The sequence below is a fragment of the Legionellales bacterium genome, from assembly GCA_026125385.1.
Lineage (GTDB): Bacteria > Pseudomonadota > Gammaproteobacteria > JAHCLG01 > JAHCLG01 > JAHCLG01.
Genome location: JAHCLG010000007.1, coordinates 23,339 through 37,968, shown reverse-complemented (window position 1 = coordinate 37,968; position 14,630 = coordinate 23,339). Strand labels below are relative to the sequence as shown.

At 40.3% G+C, this 14,630-nt stretch carries 11 protein-coding genes; 10 read left to right on the top strand and 1 reads right to left on the bottom strand.

Annotated features, from left to right (window positions below):
• Nucleotides 1-110 precede the first annotated feature (110 nt).
• Genes KIT27_04140 through KIT27_04130 form a run of 3 tightly spaced genes read left to right on the top strand, consistent with a single transcriptional unit; the run spans nucleotide 111 to nucleotide 5,057 of the window.
• Nucleotides 111-2,486 carry a 3-hydroxyacyl-CoA dehydrogenase/enoyl-CoA hydratase family protein gene (locus KIT27_04140; GenBank protein ID MCW5588835.1) on the top strand — a complete coding sequence of 792 codons (2,376 nt, stop codon included), beginning with the start codon at nucleotides 111-113 and terminating at the stop codon, nucleotides 2,484-2,486.
• 30 nt (nucleotides 2,487-2,516) lie between these two features.
• Complete coding sequence (locus tag KIT27_04135) at nucleotides 2,517-3,716, top strand: acetyl-CoA C-acyltransferase (protein MCW5588834.1); 1,200 nt, start codon at nucleotides 2,517-2,519, stop codon at nucleotides 3,714-3,716.
• A gap of 30 nt (nucleotides 3,717-3,746) precedes the next feature.
• On the top strand, nucleotides 3,747-5,057 hold the full coding sequence (locus tag KIT27_04130) for a transporter (GenBank protein ID MCW5588833.1): 1,311 nt from the start codon (nucleotides 3,747-3,749) through the stop codon (nucleotides 5,055-5,057).
• Nucleotides 5,058-5,111: 54 nt separating this feature from the next.
• Here KIT27_04130 and KIT27_04125 read toward each other — a convergent pair whose 3' ends face one another.
• Complete coding sequence (locus tag KIT27_04125) at nucleotides 5,112-5,516, bottom strand: hypothetical protein (protein ID MCW5588832.1); 405 nt, start codon at nucleotides 5,514-5,516, stop codon at nucleotides 5,112-5,114.
• 232 nt (nucleotides 5,517-5,748) lie between these two features.
• Here KIT27_04125 and KIT27_04120 point away from each other — a divergent pair, with 232 nt between their 5' ends.
• The 7 genes from KIT27_04120 to KIT27_04090 all read left to right on the top strand — a co-directional run bounded on the left by KIT27_04120 (nucleotide 5,749) and on the right by KIT27_04090 (nucleotide 14,589).
• Nucleotides 5,749-6,333: a DUF924 domain-containing protein gene (locus KIT27_04120; GenBank protein MCW5588831.1), complete on the top strand. Its 585-nt coding sequence runs from the start codon at nucleotides 5,749-5,751 to the stop codon at nucleotides 6,331-6,333.
• A 117-nt stretch (nucleotides 6,334-6,450) separates the two neighbouring features.
• Nucleotides 6,451-6,789 carry a DUF1820 family protein gene (locus KIT27_04115; protein ID MCW5588830.1) on the top strand — a complete coding sequence of 113 codons (339 nt, stop codon included), beginning with the start codon at nucleotides 6,451-6,453 and terminating at the stop codon, nucleotides 6,787-6,789.
• An 11-nt stretch (nucleotides 6,790-6,800) separates the two neighbouring features.
• Nucleotides 6,801-7,823 (top strand): beta-N-acetylhexosaminidase, encoded by a 1,023-nt coding sequence (gene nagZ, locus KIT27_04110; protein ID MCW5588829.1) that lies wholly within the window; start codon nucleotides 6,801-6,803, stop codon nucleotides 7,821-7,823.
• Complete coding sequence (locus KIT27_04105; GenBank protein MCW5588828.1) at nucleotides 7,823-8,956, top strand: mechanosensitive ion channel family protein; 1,134 nt, start codon at nucleotides 7,823-7,825, stop codon at nucleotides 8,954-8,956. Before nagZ ends, KIT27_04105 begins: the two co-directional genes overlap by 1 nt.
• Entirely contained in the window at nucleotides 8,943-9,503 is a 561-nt protein-coding gene (locus tag KIT27_04100) for a hypoxanthine-guanine phosphoribosyltransferase (protein MCW5588827.1), read from the top strand. Before KIT27_04105 ends, KIT27_04100 begins: the two co-directional genes overlap by 14 nt.
• Nucleotides 9,504-9,514: 11 nt before the next feature.
• Complete coding sequence (locus tag KIT27_04095; protein MCW5588826.1) at nucleotides 9,515-12,766, top strand: DEAD/DEAH box helicase family protein; 3,252 nt, start codon at nucleotides 9,515-9,517, stop codon at nucleotides 12,764-12,766.
• A 245-nt stretch (nucleotides 12,767-13,011) separates the two neighbouring features.
• Nucleotides 13,012-14,589, top strand: coding sequence for a hypothetical protein (locus KIT27_04090; GenBank protein ID MCW5588825.1), 1,578 nt, complete (start codon nucleotides 13,012-13,014; stop codon nucleotides 14,587-14,589).
• The last annotated feature ends 41 nt before the right edge of the window (nucleotides 14,590-14,630 follow it).

Below are 14,630 nucleotides of genomic sequence, written 5' to 3'. Positions count from 1 at the left end.
ACCCCCCCTTCATTTGCTGCACCGCACCGACTGTTTATGCTTTCCACGCCACAAAATTATGTTACCATGGCGGCCTTTGATCATTCATATCGATTTAGGGGGATTTTGAGATGACAGGAACGATTGCCGTGCGCAAAGCGGCTGTGTTGGGTGCAGGGGTGATGGGAGCGCAAATTGCAGCACTGTTAACCAATGCGAATGTCGAAACCATTTTATTTGATTTGGCCGATGAAAAAAATGCCGACGTATCACACATCGCCAAATCCGCGATTAAACGCTTAACCCAATTAAAGCCAGCACCACTGGCGGAAACGGCCAAAGCTCAGTATTTGATTCCTGCAAATTATAAAACCGATTTAGCCTTATTAAAGGATTGCGATTTAATCATCGAGGCAATCGCTGAGCGCATGGATTGGAAAGTCGAGTTATACGAGCATATCGCCGATTATCTTCATGACAACGCGATTATTGCCAGCAACACGTCTGGTTTAAACATCAATCAATTATCTGATGCGCTACCGAAAAAATTACGTTCGCGTTTTTGTGGTATTCATTTTTTTAATCCACCGCGTTATATGAAACTGGTCGAAATCACCCCTTCGGCAAAAACCGATCCCACAATGTTACCGAACTTAGAAACTTTTTTAGTGACGACTCTTGGTAAAGGAGTTATTTACGCCAAAGACACGCCAAATTTTATTGCTAACCGCATTGGGGTTTTTTCTTTTTTAGCCACTTTGCATCATGCGGAGCAATTCAATATTCCGTTTGAAGTCGTGGATGAATTAACCGGCACGAAAATTGGTCGCGCTAAAAGTGCCACCTATCGCACCTTAGATGTGGTGGGCTTAGATGTCATGGCGCATGTGGTTAAAACCATGTTTGATCAGTTGCCAGATGATCCTTGGCATCGTTATTTTCAATTACCCGACTGGCTCATGCAGCTAATCGAAAAAGGCGCGTTAGGTCAAAAAGCCGGTGCAGGGATTTATCGTAAACAAGGAAAAGTCATTCAAGTTTTTAATCCTAAAACTCAGGACTATCAAGCCGCACAAGCGACGGTAGATGCGGGTGTTTTAGAACTGTTAAAAATCAAACAACCTGCGGAACGCTTCGCTAAATTGCGTCAAAGCTCTCATCCACAAGCTCAATTTTTATGGGCTATTTTCCGCGATTTATTTCATTACACGGCGTATCATTTAACCGATATCGCAGAAAATGTTCGCGATGTCGATTTAGCGATCCGTTGGGGATTTGGCTGGAAACAAGGTCCATTTGAAATTTGGCAATCCGCCGGATTTCAAGAAATTTTTCAAGCCATTGAACAGAATATTCAGCAAGAAAAAGCTATGGCTGTAGTGAGTTTACCCGAGTGGGTTAATCGCAATGAAGTTTATAGTGCTGTGGGTGCATTTTCACCTAAGCACAATCAATTTCAATCACGTTCGGATCTGCCGGTGTATCAACGCCAATATTTTCCCGAGCCAGTACTCAATGAGGTGTTTAACGAAGGCCACACGATTTTTGAAAATGAAGGTTTGCGTCTATGGCATTTTGCCGATCACAACATTGCAATTGCAAGCTTCAAAACCAAAATGAATACTGTGAGTATGGCCGTATTAGACGGATTGCAAGAAGCTATTCGTATTGCTGAACAAGATTTCGCGGGATTAGTGCTTTGGCAACGTCAAGGCGAGCACTTTAGTGCGGGTGCCGATTTATCGGGTGCTGTGAGTGCAATGCAAGCAGGACGTTTTAATGATGTCGAGCAATTAGTCGCAAAATTCCAAGAGACTTCAATGATGCTGCGTTATTCGCGTATTCCCACCGTAGCTGCGGTACGTGGTTATGTGTTTGGCGGTGGTTGCGAATTAACAATGCATTGCGATCATGCGGTGGCGGCCTTTGAATCTTATATTGGCTTAGTCGAAGCCGGCGTGGGGTTATTACCCGCTGGTGGTGGTTGTAAAGAATTTGCTTTACGCGCGCATCACTTAGCGACGCGCTACGGCGATGAACCGTTTCATTACTTGCAGCATTATTTTAAAAATATTGCCATGGCAGAAGTCGCAGGTAGTGCTATCGAAGCGAAAACGAAATTTTATTTACGCGAACAAGATACCATTGTCATGAATAGCGATGAAATATTATTTGTCGCCATCCAACAAGCGCAAGCGTTAGCAGCCGCGGGTTATCGTCCGCCGTTACCCACGCGCATTCAAGTCGCTGGTAAAGCCGGTATTGCGACATTACACATGTTACTCGTTAATTATCGCGAAGGTGGATTTATTTCCGATCACGATTTCCATATTGGCTTAAATATCGCAAACGTAATGTGTGGTGGCGATATCGAAGCCAATTCCTTAGTCGATGAAGCCTGGTTATTACGACTCGAACGCGAATTATTTGTAGCCCTGGCCCAAACGGAAAAAACTCAAGCCCGTATTGCCCATATGTTGCAAACCGGTAAACCTTTACGTAATTAATTAACGCGCGAATTTCACGGAGAACGAATGATGACAAAACTAATTCAAGACGCTTATATTGCAACTGCACTGCGCACACCCGTGGGCAAAGCGCGAGGTGTTTTTCAACACGTGCGCCCTGATGATTTAGCCGCTCACGTCATTGCCAAAGTTATGGAAAAAAATCCGCAAATTCCCAAAGAAAAAGTGGATGATGTGATTTTAGGTTGTGCTATGCCAGAAGCCGAACAAGGCATGAATGTGGCGCGAATTGCTTTACTCTTAGCCGGACTCCCCGATACCGTTCCTGGCATGACTGTCAATCGCTTTTGCTGTTCTGGAATTCAAACCGTGGCACTCGCAGCGGAACGGATCATGCTAGGGCACGCCGATGTGATCATCGCTGGTGGCACCGAAAGCATGACCATGGTCCCTATGGGCGGCAATAAATTTGGTGCGAATCCTAATTTTTTTACTAACCAAGGTGAACATGAAAACATCGCTTATGGCATGGGTTTAACCGCCGAATTGGTCGCCGAAAAATATCACGTCTCACGTGAAGAACAAGATGCCTTTGCCCTAGAAAGTCATCGTCGCGCTTTAAAAGCCATTGAAATGGGCGAATTTAAAGATGAAATCGCGCCGATTATGGTGCGTGAAAATTTCGCCGATTTAGAAACCGGCGAAATTATTGCTAAACAGCGCGAAATCACCCTCGACGAAGGACCTCGTGCGGGTTCCACCATGGAACAATTAGCCAAATTAAAAACGGTATTTAAAGCCAATGGCACAGTCACCGCCGGCAATACCTCGCAAATGAGTGATGGTGCAGGGGCATTATTAGTGGTGAGCGAACAAGCGCTAAAAGATTATGATTTAACGCCGCTTGCACGCTTTATCACCTTTAACGTCGCCGGTGTGCCACCGCAATATATGGGCATTGGTCCGATTGCTGCGATTCCTAAAGCCTTAAAAGCCGCAAATTTAAGCTTAGATGACATCGACTGGATCGAATTAAACGAAGCTTTTGCCGCTCAAACGTTAGCGGTGATGAAAGAAGTGAAATTAGATCCGGCTAAAACCAATCCATTAGGTGGTGCGATTTCTTGGGGACATCCTTTAGGGGCCACCGGCGCTATTCGCTCGGCAACCTTACTACATGGTTTAAGACGTCATCAATTAAAATATGGCTTGGTCACCATGTGTATTGGCACGGGCATGGGGGCTGCTGGAATTTACGAAGCGTTATAAAAAATATTAGGTAGGGGGATTTTATTTATCATGAAAAACACATTGCGTTTGCAATTGATCAAAGCGGGGATACTAAGCTTACTAGCGGGAATATCCTTGAGCACGTTTGCGTCGGGCTTTCAATTACTCGAAGAATCGGCTGCTGGCACGGGGGATTATCAATCAGGTGGTGCGGCACTTGCCAATGATGCCAGTACCGGATTTTATAATCCCGCGGGTTTAGTTCGACTCAAACATCAAGAATTGAATTTAGGCGTAGCAGGAATTATTACCGACATTCAATTTACCGGCCAAGCCAGCACCAATTTGGGTTATTCGGCAACCGGTACGGCGCAAGCGGGTAATGCCAATGCGATCCCCAATTTTCATTATGCCGCTCCTTTAAGCGATCGCGTGGGCTTTGGTTTTGACGTGACAGTGCCATTTGGTTTAGAAACCGCGTGGAAAGAAGATTCGATTGTGCGTTATTCAAATACTTTAACTTCGGTTAAAACAGTCGATATTAGCCCCTCACTTGGCTTTGCGCTCACGAAGCAATTATCCGTAGGTGCCGGTTGGGACGCGCAATACATGAATGTGCAATTTAACCAAGTCGCCGGCGTTGGCCCCACGAATGTGGTCGATACCACCAGTCGTAACAAAGGAAAAAATTGGGGGAATGGGTGGCATGCGGGTGTCTTATACCAGTTTACACCGCAAACTCGTATGGGTATTTCCTACCGTTCAAAAGTGGTGCACCACTTAAAAGGCACGAGTTATTTTTGGGGACTCTTGGCGTTAAATGTTCCTCCTGTTGATCAATTTAATAGTAATACCTTAACAGCAGATATCACCTTGCCAGCGACAACCACGATCAGTTTTTACCACGACATGAATGATCGTTGGGCGATTTTAGGCAGCGCCTATTACACGCAATGGGATGTCATTAAACGCTTAGTATTAGTAAATGTCGCAGGATTAGATCAAAACTTTAATCTCAATACACTGACTGCGGGTGTAGATGCTTATTATCGTAACACCTGGAATTTTTCATTAGGCACGCACTATAAATTAACCGATAAAATTACTGCAAAATTGGGCGTGGGTTATGACAAAGCACCGATTAAAACCCTTTATCGTAATTTACGTCTTCCCGACTCCAATCGGATTGCGGTGGCGGTGGGTGCTCACTTTCAACCAAGCGAAGCGCTGGGTATCGATGTCGGCTGGACGCATTTATTTTTACAAAATGCGCCAGTGAATAATCAAGCATCGGTCGGCCCTTCAACTACGACGGTTATCGGTAATGTGAAATCTCATGCCGATGTTTTAGGAGCTGAATTAAGTTGGAAGTTTTTGTAAGCCAATAAAAATAAAAAGGGAAGCTTAGGCTTCCCTTTTTATTTTGGTGATCAACTAGTTTGATATGGTAACAGTGACGTTGCTGCTTGCTTGATTTAACGGTGAAACGGACGCGCTATAGCCAGTAATTGTTGTAACATCATGAATATTTCCTAGACTATCAGAGTTTGATAAATCCATACTGGCTTTACCGATTTGATGAGAATAATTTGCATCATCGTAAAATGTCCAAATATTTCCAGTCTCTTGTTTACAAACAAGAATATTAAGCAAATACCAAGGAAAGTTTGATGTACTGCCAACGGTTAAATTAACTGGATCTTTATGGGTATTGCATTCTGCGTAAATAGTTTTATTGGTATTATTAATCATTGTAATACCATTCGCATAGCTAACAACGGAAGAAAATAATATTCCAACTGCTGCAATAACGATTGCTGTTTTATGGGTTAATTTCATAGTAATTTTTCCTTCTTGAAAATAAAAAAACTCATATTCAAAGTGATAATTTTATTGTTGTATTATCACGTTAAAATGCTCGCCTACTATAGTCAACCCAAGAGCAATGCGCAAGCAGCAAAATAATCCTAAAATAATCAGCAGGTTAAGATAGCGCAATGGTAAAAAATCAGGTATGCTCAATAATTATCAAGGTGAAGAAATTCGAGATTGAGGTAACAAGAGGGCAAGCATGGAGCGAATTGAGGCAATTTTGAGTTATTGGTTTGGTCCCGCCGAGCATGCCGACTTACCCGATGATGAACGCACTCGTTTATGGTTTGGTGCAGAAGCTAACACCGATGAAGAAATTCGCCACCGTTTTCAACCCGTGTTACTCGCCATTAAAAATAACGAATTAGCCCATTGGTATGAAACACCGCGAGGATTACTCGCCGCGATCATTGTCTTAGATCAATTTTCTCGCAATATTTACCGGGGTAAACCCAGTAGTTTCGCTCAAGACGACCAAGCCTTGCGATTATGTTACGAAGGGCTGGAAAAAGAATTTGATCAACGTTTAAGTTTAATAGAACGAGTCTTTTTTTATTTGCCGTTAGAACATAGCGAAGATCGGGAAGATCAAATCAAATCCGTAGTGGGATTTAAAAGTTTAGTCGATTTGGCCTTACCTGAAACCCGTCCTATCTTTGAAAATTTTTATCATTATGCCCTAGAACACTATCGCATTATCGAACAATTTGGCCGTTTTCCTCATCGCAATGCCATATTAGGCCGGAAAAATACCTCACAAGAAGAAGCGTATTTAACTCCGTGATCCAGCCGTTGAACGCATGCCAAGCATTTATTCATCGAATATGGGCGATAATTCGCATTTTTCTCCTCAATCAGTATAATACTCCACTTTCCCTGAAAAGATATTGAGTAATAACGCATGAGTAACCGCAAAAAAATTTATCGAGTTTCCTTTGTTAGCCACAATAAAATCTATGAAGTCTACGTGCGATCCATCGCTAGCAGTGATTTATTTGGTTTTATTGAACTCAGTGAATTTGTTTTTGGTGAAAATACGCAAGTCGTTGTTGATCCTTCCGAAGAACGCTTAAAACTGGAATTTGCCGATGTTACCGTCAGTTTTGTGCCCATGCATGCAATATTGCGCATCGATGAAGTTGAACGCGAAGGCTTAGCTAAAATCACCAATGTCAGCAATAAAGAAGGTAACATTACGCAATTCCCCGGCCCCATTTATACTCCACGCGATGTGAGTTAGGAGAAATCACTATGTCACGTTTAATTATTGATCTTAATGGTAGGGAAATCGCCGCCGATGAATACGATTTATTACGCCACGAGGCCATTGCTGGAATCATTTTATTTTCGCGCAATATCGACACTCCCCAGCAAGTACAAGCACTAACGCAACACATTCGCGACATCAATCCTGATTTATTCATTTGTGTCGATCAAGAAGGTGGGCGCGTACAACGATTAAAACATCAATTCACCCCATTACCACCTCTTTATTATTTTGGCCAACACTTTCGACAACAACCACAAATAGCCTTAGCAGAATTAAAAATGATGGCTACCCAACTTATCGCAGAAACGCTCGCGGTGGGGATCGATTTTAGTTTTGCACCGGTATTAGATTTATATCGCAGAGACAGTTCAGTGATAGGCGATCGCGCTTTTGCTTCCCATCCCGATGAAGTCATTAAACTTGCGGAAGTCTTTATTGATGCTGCTCATCAAGCGGGTGCGGTGGTGTGTGGAAAACACTTTCCCGGACACGGCAGCGTAGAAGCCGATTCTCATTTAACCAGTGTTTTCGATCAGCGTGAATTTGCCGAGATTGAGCAAAACGATTTAAAGCCATTTAAAGCCTTAGCGGCAAAACTCGATTTAATTATGCCGGCGCATGTCACTTATGCAAAAGTCGATAAACTTCCGGCAGGATTTTCTCCTTATTGGCTACAAACGGTGTTACGTCAACAACTAGAATATTCTGGACTCATTGTCTGTGACGATTTATCAATGAAAGCAGCGTGCAACCTAGGTGATATTTTTACCTGCTTAACACTCGCGTTTGAGGCCGGATGCGATCTCGCGCTCATCTGTAACGATCGCCCTAATGTGCTGGCGGTACTCGAAAAATGGTCTTATCCCATCGATCAAACACTCAATAAAAAATTATTGAACTTGCGTCACTCAAAAAAATATTCTTGGGAAGAATTACAACATTTGCCAGAATGGCAAGTGCAAGCTGAATTGATCGCAAAAATGAAATCAGGAGATGTCCAGTAATGTCTTGGTTTAATAGCATTCATGATTTTATCTTAAAACACGGTTGGATTTTACAAACTTTTCTTATTATTTTATTAACCACAGCCATTCATGCGCTGAGCGCTAATATTTTTAAACGTTTTAAACCGCATGTTAAATTCAGTAAAAACCATATTGAAGATGCCATTTGGTTTGCCATTCGTAAACCAATTGGATTTTTAATTTGGATTTTGGGAATTACGTACGCTGCCGATGTGGTGCGCGCTTATGCCGAGCAAAATTTAGCGCTATTTCAAGCGACCACCAGCGTCAGAGCACTCGGGATCACGATTTGTGTCGCTTGGGGATTAATTCGTTTTATTCGCCGCATGGAACACAACATCATAATTAATAATTCTAGCAAAGGTGAATTTGATAAAACGGCAATTAATGCGATCGGGCAAATTCTCCGAGCTTCGGTGGTCATTACTTCGGTATTAATTGCCTTATCCATTTTAGGTGTGCCCATTTCTAGTGTCATCGCCTTTGGGGGTTTTGGGGGTATCGCTGTTGGTTTTGCCGCAAAAGATACTCTAGCCAATTTTTTTGGTGGCTTAATGATTTACCTCGATAAACCGTTTAAAGTGGGCGATTGGGTGCGCTCGCCCGATCGTGAAATTGAAGGAACCGTTGAATATATTGGTTGGCGATTAACCTGTATTCGCACCTTTGATCAACGGCCACTGTATGTGCCTAATGCTATTTTCTCAACCGTATCAGTCGAAAATCCCTCGAGAATGTCCAACCGTCGAATTAAAATGACCATAGGATTGCGCTACGAAGATGCCACCAAGATGCGCGATATTTTAACTGAAATAGAAACCATGCTGCGTCACCATCCTGAAATCGATCAACAACAAACCTTAATAGTGAATTTAATTAATTTTGGTCAATCCTCGTTAGATTTTATGGTTTACACTTTTACTAAAACCACGAATTGGGTAAAATTCCAAGCGGTGCAACAAGAGGTATTGTTAACCATCATTGATATTATCACAGCCCATGGGGCAGAATGTGCTTTTCCATCACGCACGTTATATATTCCCGATCACCTTAAAATTGCAGAACAACCCGTAATGAACGTAGAAGGACAAATTCAACATGAGCATTCCTAGCGATATTCAAGAAGTATTTAATCAAGCCACCTGTTTACACACGCGTGAAGAAGTTGAAGCGGCAATCGATCGCATGGCGAATGAAATCACGCGTGATTTACACGCCAAGCATCCGGTCGTATTGTGTGTGATGATTGGCGGTGTGATTCCCACCGCGGGATTATTATCGCGCATGGAATTTCCGCTCGAATTAGACTATGTTCATACTACGCGTTACGGAAAAGAAACGCACGCCAGTGCTTTAGAATGGCGCAAAGAACCCACCATCGATTTAACCGATCGCACCGTATTAATTGTCGATGAAATTTTAGATGGGGGTTTAACCTTAAGTGCCATTATTGAATATTGTCAGCAGCATCAAGCGCGCGAAGTTTATTCTGCTGTATTAGTCGATAAAATGCGACCTCGCGAAGAAGGAGGTATTGCTGAAGCCGATTATTATGGCTTAAAAGTCATCGACAAATGGTTATTTGGTTATGGCATGGACTACAAAGAATATTTACGTAACGCTCCAGGAATATATGCTGTGGCCGATCATCATTTATAACGAGCAAGACTGTGTTGCAAGTATTCATTAATAACTCACTGATTACCGAAAAGGACATCAAAGAAAATTTTGACATTTCAGTCGTACAACGCGGTCGCCAATATGCCTTGCAAGGCCGCGTTAAACAAGTGCAATTTCATCAAGACGATTATCAATTTCCCATTTCTGCGCGAGTGCAAGGAGAATCTTTGTATAGCGTGCGCATAGGTGCCTATGCCGATGGTGAGGTGTATATTCAAGGCGTTTGTACTTGCCCTTATGCGGAAAACTGTAAACATGCGGTTGCTGTTTTATATTACTTAAATCAACACCCAGAAATATTAGCTTCTCAAAATATCTCGCAATTACCGATTGAAAAAAAATATTCGCACTGGCTACACGAAATCAAACAATCGCTACATGAAAAAAAACCACAACAACCGCTAGAGATAATCTACTTAATCGATTTGATTGTTAGCGACAATAAATTAAAACTCTGTGTGACTCCACAAGCAGTCATCGATAAAAAAATAGACGATATTAATATTCATAAACAAAACAATTTAAATGAAGTGGATCGTGACATAATTATTTTATTACAATTTATTAGTAAAAAAACCAACGACAAACAATTTATATTAGATCATACCTTAGGAGAGGCGGTTTTAAACTGTTTGTTAAAAACTGGGAGGATCTATTGGAAAGAGTATACTAGTGCTAAAAAAATTCTCTCAGGTCAGCCTAAAAAGATCACCTTGCAATGGCAATATGGTGAAGAGGGCACCCAACATCTCAATGCTAAAACCGAAGATGATAAACCGGTTTATTTATTAATTTTAGACAATGCTTGGTATGTTGATCCTTTTAATTATGGTATTGGTCAGCCAATTTTAGATTTAAATGTTAAAACGATTCAGAGTTTGTTAGAACATTCTGGAAAAATCTTACCTGAAGACAGTGAAGCCTTAAACAAAGCGCTGCAAGCCATCGACAAAAATTTACCCTTACTAAAAACCCATAAACAAAAAACCGTTAAAGTCACTAAACCACAACCCATTTTAGAAATACTCATTGAAGAATTTAAAGAAGGCCGTCATCATTTTAAATTAGCGATTGGGCATGTCTTTTTTCGTTATCAAGATGTCGAAATTAGTAACTGTGATCGCCGGCAATCGATCTATAAAATCGCCGATGATGATCTTAACGTTTACGATCGCGACTTGGCATTAGAAAAGTCTCACTTACGCGAACTTGAACAATTAACTATTTTACCACTTTCGGCATTACGTGTCGGTGCACAACGCATAGAAGGTTTTCATTTTGACGAACGCTTTGTGCTGGCTGATGGTAGTGAAAGTGAAGCAGTTCGTGAATTTCATATTAGTACTATCCCCAAATTGCAAAAATTAGGTTGGGAAATTCGACGTTTACCAAGCTTTCCCGACTTTAAAACCATTGAGGCCAATGATGACTGGTATACTGAGGTTAATTATTCAAAAGATAAAAACTGGTTTGATGTTGAATTAGGTGTAATCATTGATGGTAAAAAAACTAATCTAATGACCTTTTTATTTAATTTTTTGCGTAAAAATAAATTGTCTGATATTCCAGATAAAGCAACTCTTGTAGCTAATCTTGAAGATAATAAAATGTTAAAATTTGATTATCAGCGCATTAAAGGTATTTTACAATTATTAGAGTCACTTTACCTATCTTCATCGGATTCGAGTACAACCCATATTGGGATCTCGAAATTTCATGTCAATTTATTATCTGATATTCATCAATCACTGCAAAGTCAATGGTTGGGTGATCAAGAAATTTTAGATTTTTCAAAAAAATTACGTGACTTTTCTGAGATAAAAAAAGTACCTGTCCCCACACCATTACAAGCAACTTTGCGCGATTATCAACAGCAAGGCTTAAACTGGCTGCAATTTCTCCGTGAAATGAATTTAGGTGGAATTTTAGCGGATGATATGGGTCTCGGAAAAACCATCCAAACCATCGCTCATTTATTAGTTGAACACCAAGCCCAGCGCTTAACCAAACCGTGTTTAATTATTTCCCCGACCAGCGTCATTAGTAATTGGAAAAACGAGCTCACGCGATTCGCGCCTGATTTATCAGTGCTGTATTTGCACGGCATGGACCGCAAAAAACTCTTCAAGCAGATCCCAAATTTTCAGATAATTTTGACAACTTACCCATTGCTCTCTCGAGATCAAAAAGACTTATTAACACATGAATATTATTATGTGATTTTAGACGAAGCACAAACAATAAAAAACTCTCAAGCGCAAATGACCAAAGTCGTGCAACACATTAAATCTATGTATCGCCTGTGTTTAAGTGGAACACCACTTGAAAATCATTTAGGTGAGTTGTGGTCGTTATTTAATTTTCTAATGCCAGGAGTGTTAGGTAGCCAGCGTCAGTTTCAACAAACGTTTCGTACGCCAATTGAAAAGCATGCTGACGAGAGTAAACGAAAAATGCTGGCGAATATGATCAAGCCGTTTATTCTACGCCGGACTAAGGAAATGGTAGCAAAAGAGTTACCACTAAAAACAGAAATTATTCATACCATCGAATTACAAGGAAAACAGCGCGATTTTTATGAAACGATCCGTATTTCTATGAATCAGCGAGTTAAAGAAATTCTCCAACAGCAAGGGATCGATCGCGGCCGTATTATGATTCTCGACGCGTTATTAAAATTACGCCAGGCTTGCTGCGACCCCCGTTTAGTGAAACTTGCTGAAAATGAGTCGATTAACGCTTCGGCAAAATTAGAAGCGGCGATGGAGCTAGTAAAACAGCTCTTAGAAGAAAATAGCAGAATTTTATTTTTTTCGCAATTTACTAGTATGTTATCTTTAGTAGAAATAGAATTAAAAAAAGAAAAAATTCCTTATGTTATATTAACCGGACAAACTAAAAATCGCCAAGCAGTTATTGATGACTTTCAGCAAGGAAAAGTATCATTATTTTTAATCAGTTTAAAAGCCGGTGGTACCGGACTTAATTTAACAAATGCGGATACGGTAATTCATTATGATCCGTGGTGGAATCCCGCGGTAGAAAAACAAGCCACGGATCGTGCACATCGCATTGGCCAACAAAAAGCAGTATTTGTTTATAAATTAGTGGCTAAAGATACGGTAGAAGAAAAAATTCTTGCATTACAAAAAAATAAACAAGCATTAGCCGATGAAATTTTAAATCCACAGATCGGCGATTTAAACATAAAAGCCACCGATTTTGAATGGCTTTTTTCATAATTGTAGGAACGTAGCTTAGTGTGTAGCCTGGAACGTAGCGTAGCCGTAGCCTGGAACGGAGCGTAGCGGAGATCCAGGAACAGAATATTAAAAAAACTCCGATCCTGGATCTCCGCTACGCTCCGTTCCAGGCTACGGCTGCGCTACACGCTGGCTACGATCTTGGCTACCTGCAAAATAATTTTGCATTTTTGCTTTATTCACGGTAGATTGTTTCAAACAGGATGTTAATAAGAAGAAATAATATGAGTTTTTCAAATTTATTAACAACATTAGGGATCTGTTGTGTTGGAAATCGTCAAAGACTCATGCCCGCAGCAAGTCATTCAGATGAAATTGACTTGGTGATTCTCGATCAATCTTTAAATTTTCTGACTCGCAACCAGCGGCAAATCATACAACAATTCACCTCTTCGCAACGTATTAAATTTCTTGCCCTTCGTGACACCTATGATTTAAGCAACTTAGTCATTCAACGTCTACTGGACTCACTAGAAGATCGAAAGGAACTTGCAAAAAATTGGACTACAGTGTGCGAAATATTTTTGAAACAATTAAATGCTTATGAAAATGGCGTAGACACCTTACAAGAAATTATTAGTCATTACTATCATAATGCCATTATAGAAATGCACAAACGCACTCAAGATAAAATGACTTATCATACTCACTATCATGCGGCAGAAGTTACCCATTATTTTGAGTTAGTATATTTTAATTATTTAGAATTTTACCCCCCATCTCAACATGCCGTATTAAATACTTTATTAAAACTTTTTTTTTCACTCATTGTTTGTTTACATGATATTGAAGTTAGTAAAGAAAGAGTAATCAATGAAACAGAAAGCGCTGAATACGCTAGCACCATACTCCAACAAATTTTTAGTGATTTTTATAATAATTTTGCTATTAGCAATAATCAAAGTATTAAAAATTTTTTAAATTTATTAATACTCTGTGCAAGAATTATTATAATTGATGGCACAACCTTAGTGGGAAAATATGGCGAAAAATTATGTTCCATTTCGTTTGTCATGCAAGAGTTAAACAGTATATTGAACGATAGTGATTTATTTGTAGAGCCAAACACAATACGAGCAGTGAATATGGCAGAGTTAATAGCAGGATTTTGTGATGTTCATTCATTTTCTTTATTAGATAATAACTATAAAAAACTAGGGCTTTTAGAAGCACAGCATAAACCTTATATGCAATTAAAACCACAGCAAGATAAAATTCACCCCTATCGTTTAACCAAATTACCGAAGGCAGTGACAGAGGCCATTAAGGTGATTACGGCAGTGAATTCATCTCCAGCATTTTTACGCGGCTTACAACAAGGTTTTTTATTATTGTATGAGTTTAATTCTAAAAAATCTGAGCTGCAAGCCTTTCCTCAAATGCTCGATTATTGTCGACAGCATAATTTAGCAGAAATAAATTTAGATGTTTTTGGTAAAAAAGCCAGCGAGCTCGAGTTTGATTGTGAAAAAGTGGCAGAGATTTATCAAAAGGCATTAGAAAATGAAATTTTATTTGCCAAAAGTCAAGACTTAAGTAGCTTTAGCGATTTTGCTAAGGTCTATGACGTTGAAGATTTTTTTGAAACTATGATCGATCTTAATTGCTGGAGTGATCACATTAAAAATCTTGAAAAACTTGCAAATACTCTGCAAGAAATAAAACCCGAAGAATTATTGTATGCGTTATTCATGTTAAGCGCTCATCAAGAGGGCTTGTATTTAATTTCTACTGATCCTGCTTTAACAGAAAAACTAGCAACGACACATCAAGCTACCCCCAAAAAACGCCTTTGTTGTTAACTTGTTGTAGCCTGGAACGCAGCGGAGCCGTAGCCTGGAAC

Bases quoted from the DNA above. Each gene is read 5' to 3' on its own strand.
- KIT27_04140 (MCW5588835.1), top strand. From the start codon at position 111: ATGACAGGAACGATTGCCGTGCGCAAAGCGGCTGTGTTGGGTGCAGGG.
- KIT27_04135 (MCW5588834.1), top strand. From the start codon at position 2,517: ATGACAAAACTAATTCAAGACGCTTATATTGCAACTGCACTGCGCACA.
- KIT27_04130 (MCW5588833.1), top strand. From the start codon at position 3,747: ATGAAAAACACATTGCGTTTGCAATTGATCAAAGCGGGGATACTAAGC.
- KIT27_04125 (MCW5588832.1), bottom strand. From the start codon at position 5,516: ATGAAATTAACCCATAAAACAGCAATCGTTATTGCAGCAGTTGGAATA.
- KIT27_04120 (MCW5588831.1), top strand. From the start codon at position 5,749: ATGGAGCGAATTGAGGCAATTTTGAGTTATTGGTTTGGTCCCGCCGAG.
- KIT27_04115 (MCW5588830.1), top strand. From the start codon at position 6,451: ATGAGTAACCGCAAAAAAATTTATCGAGTTTCCTTTGTTAGCCACAAT.
- nagZ (MCW5588829.1), top strand. From the start codon at position 6,801: ATGTCACGTTTAATTATTGATCTTAATGGTAGGGAAATCGCCGCCGAT.
- KIT27_04105 (MCW5588828.1), top strand. From the start codon at position 7,823: ATGTCTTGGTTTAATAGCATTCATGATTTTATCTTAAAACACGGTTGG.
- KIT27_04100 (MCW5588827.1), top strand. From the start codon at position 8,943: ATGAGCATTCCTAGCGATATTCAAGAAGTATTTAATCAAGCCACCTGT.
- KIT27_04090 (MCW5588825.1), top strand. From the start codon at position 13,012: ATGAGTTTTTCAAATTTATTAACAACATTAGGGATCTGTTGTGTTGGA.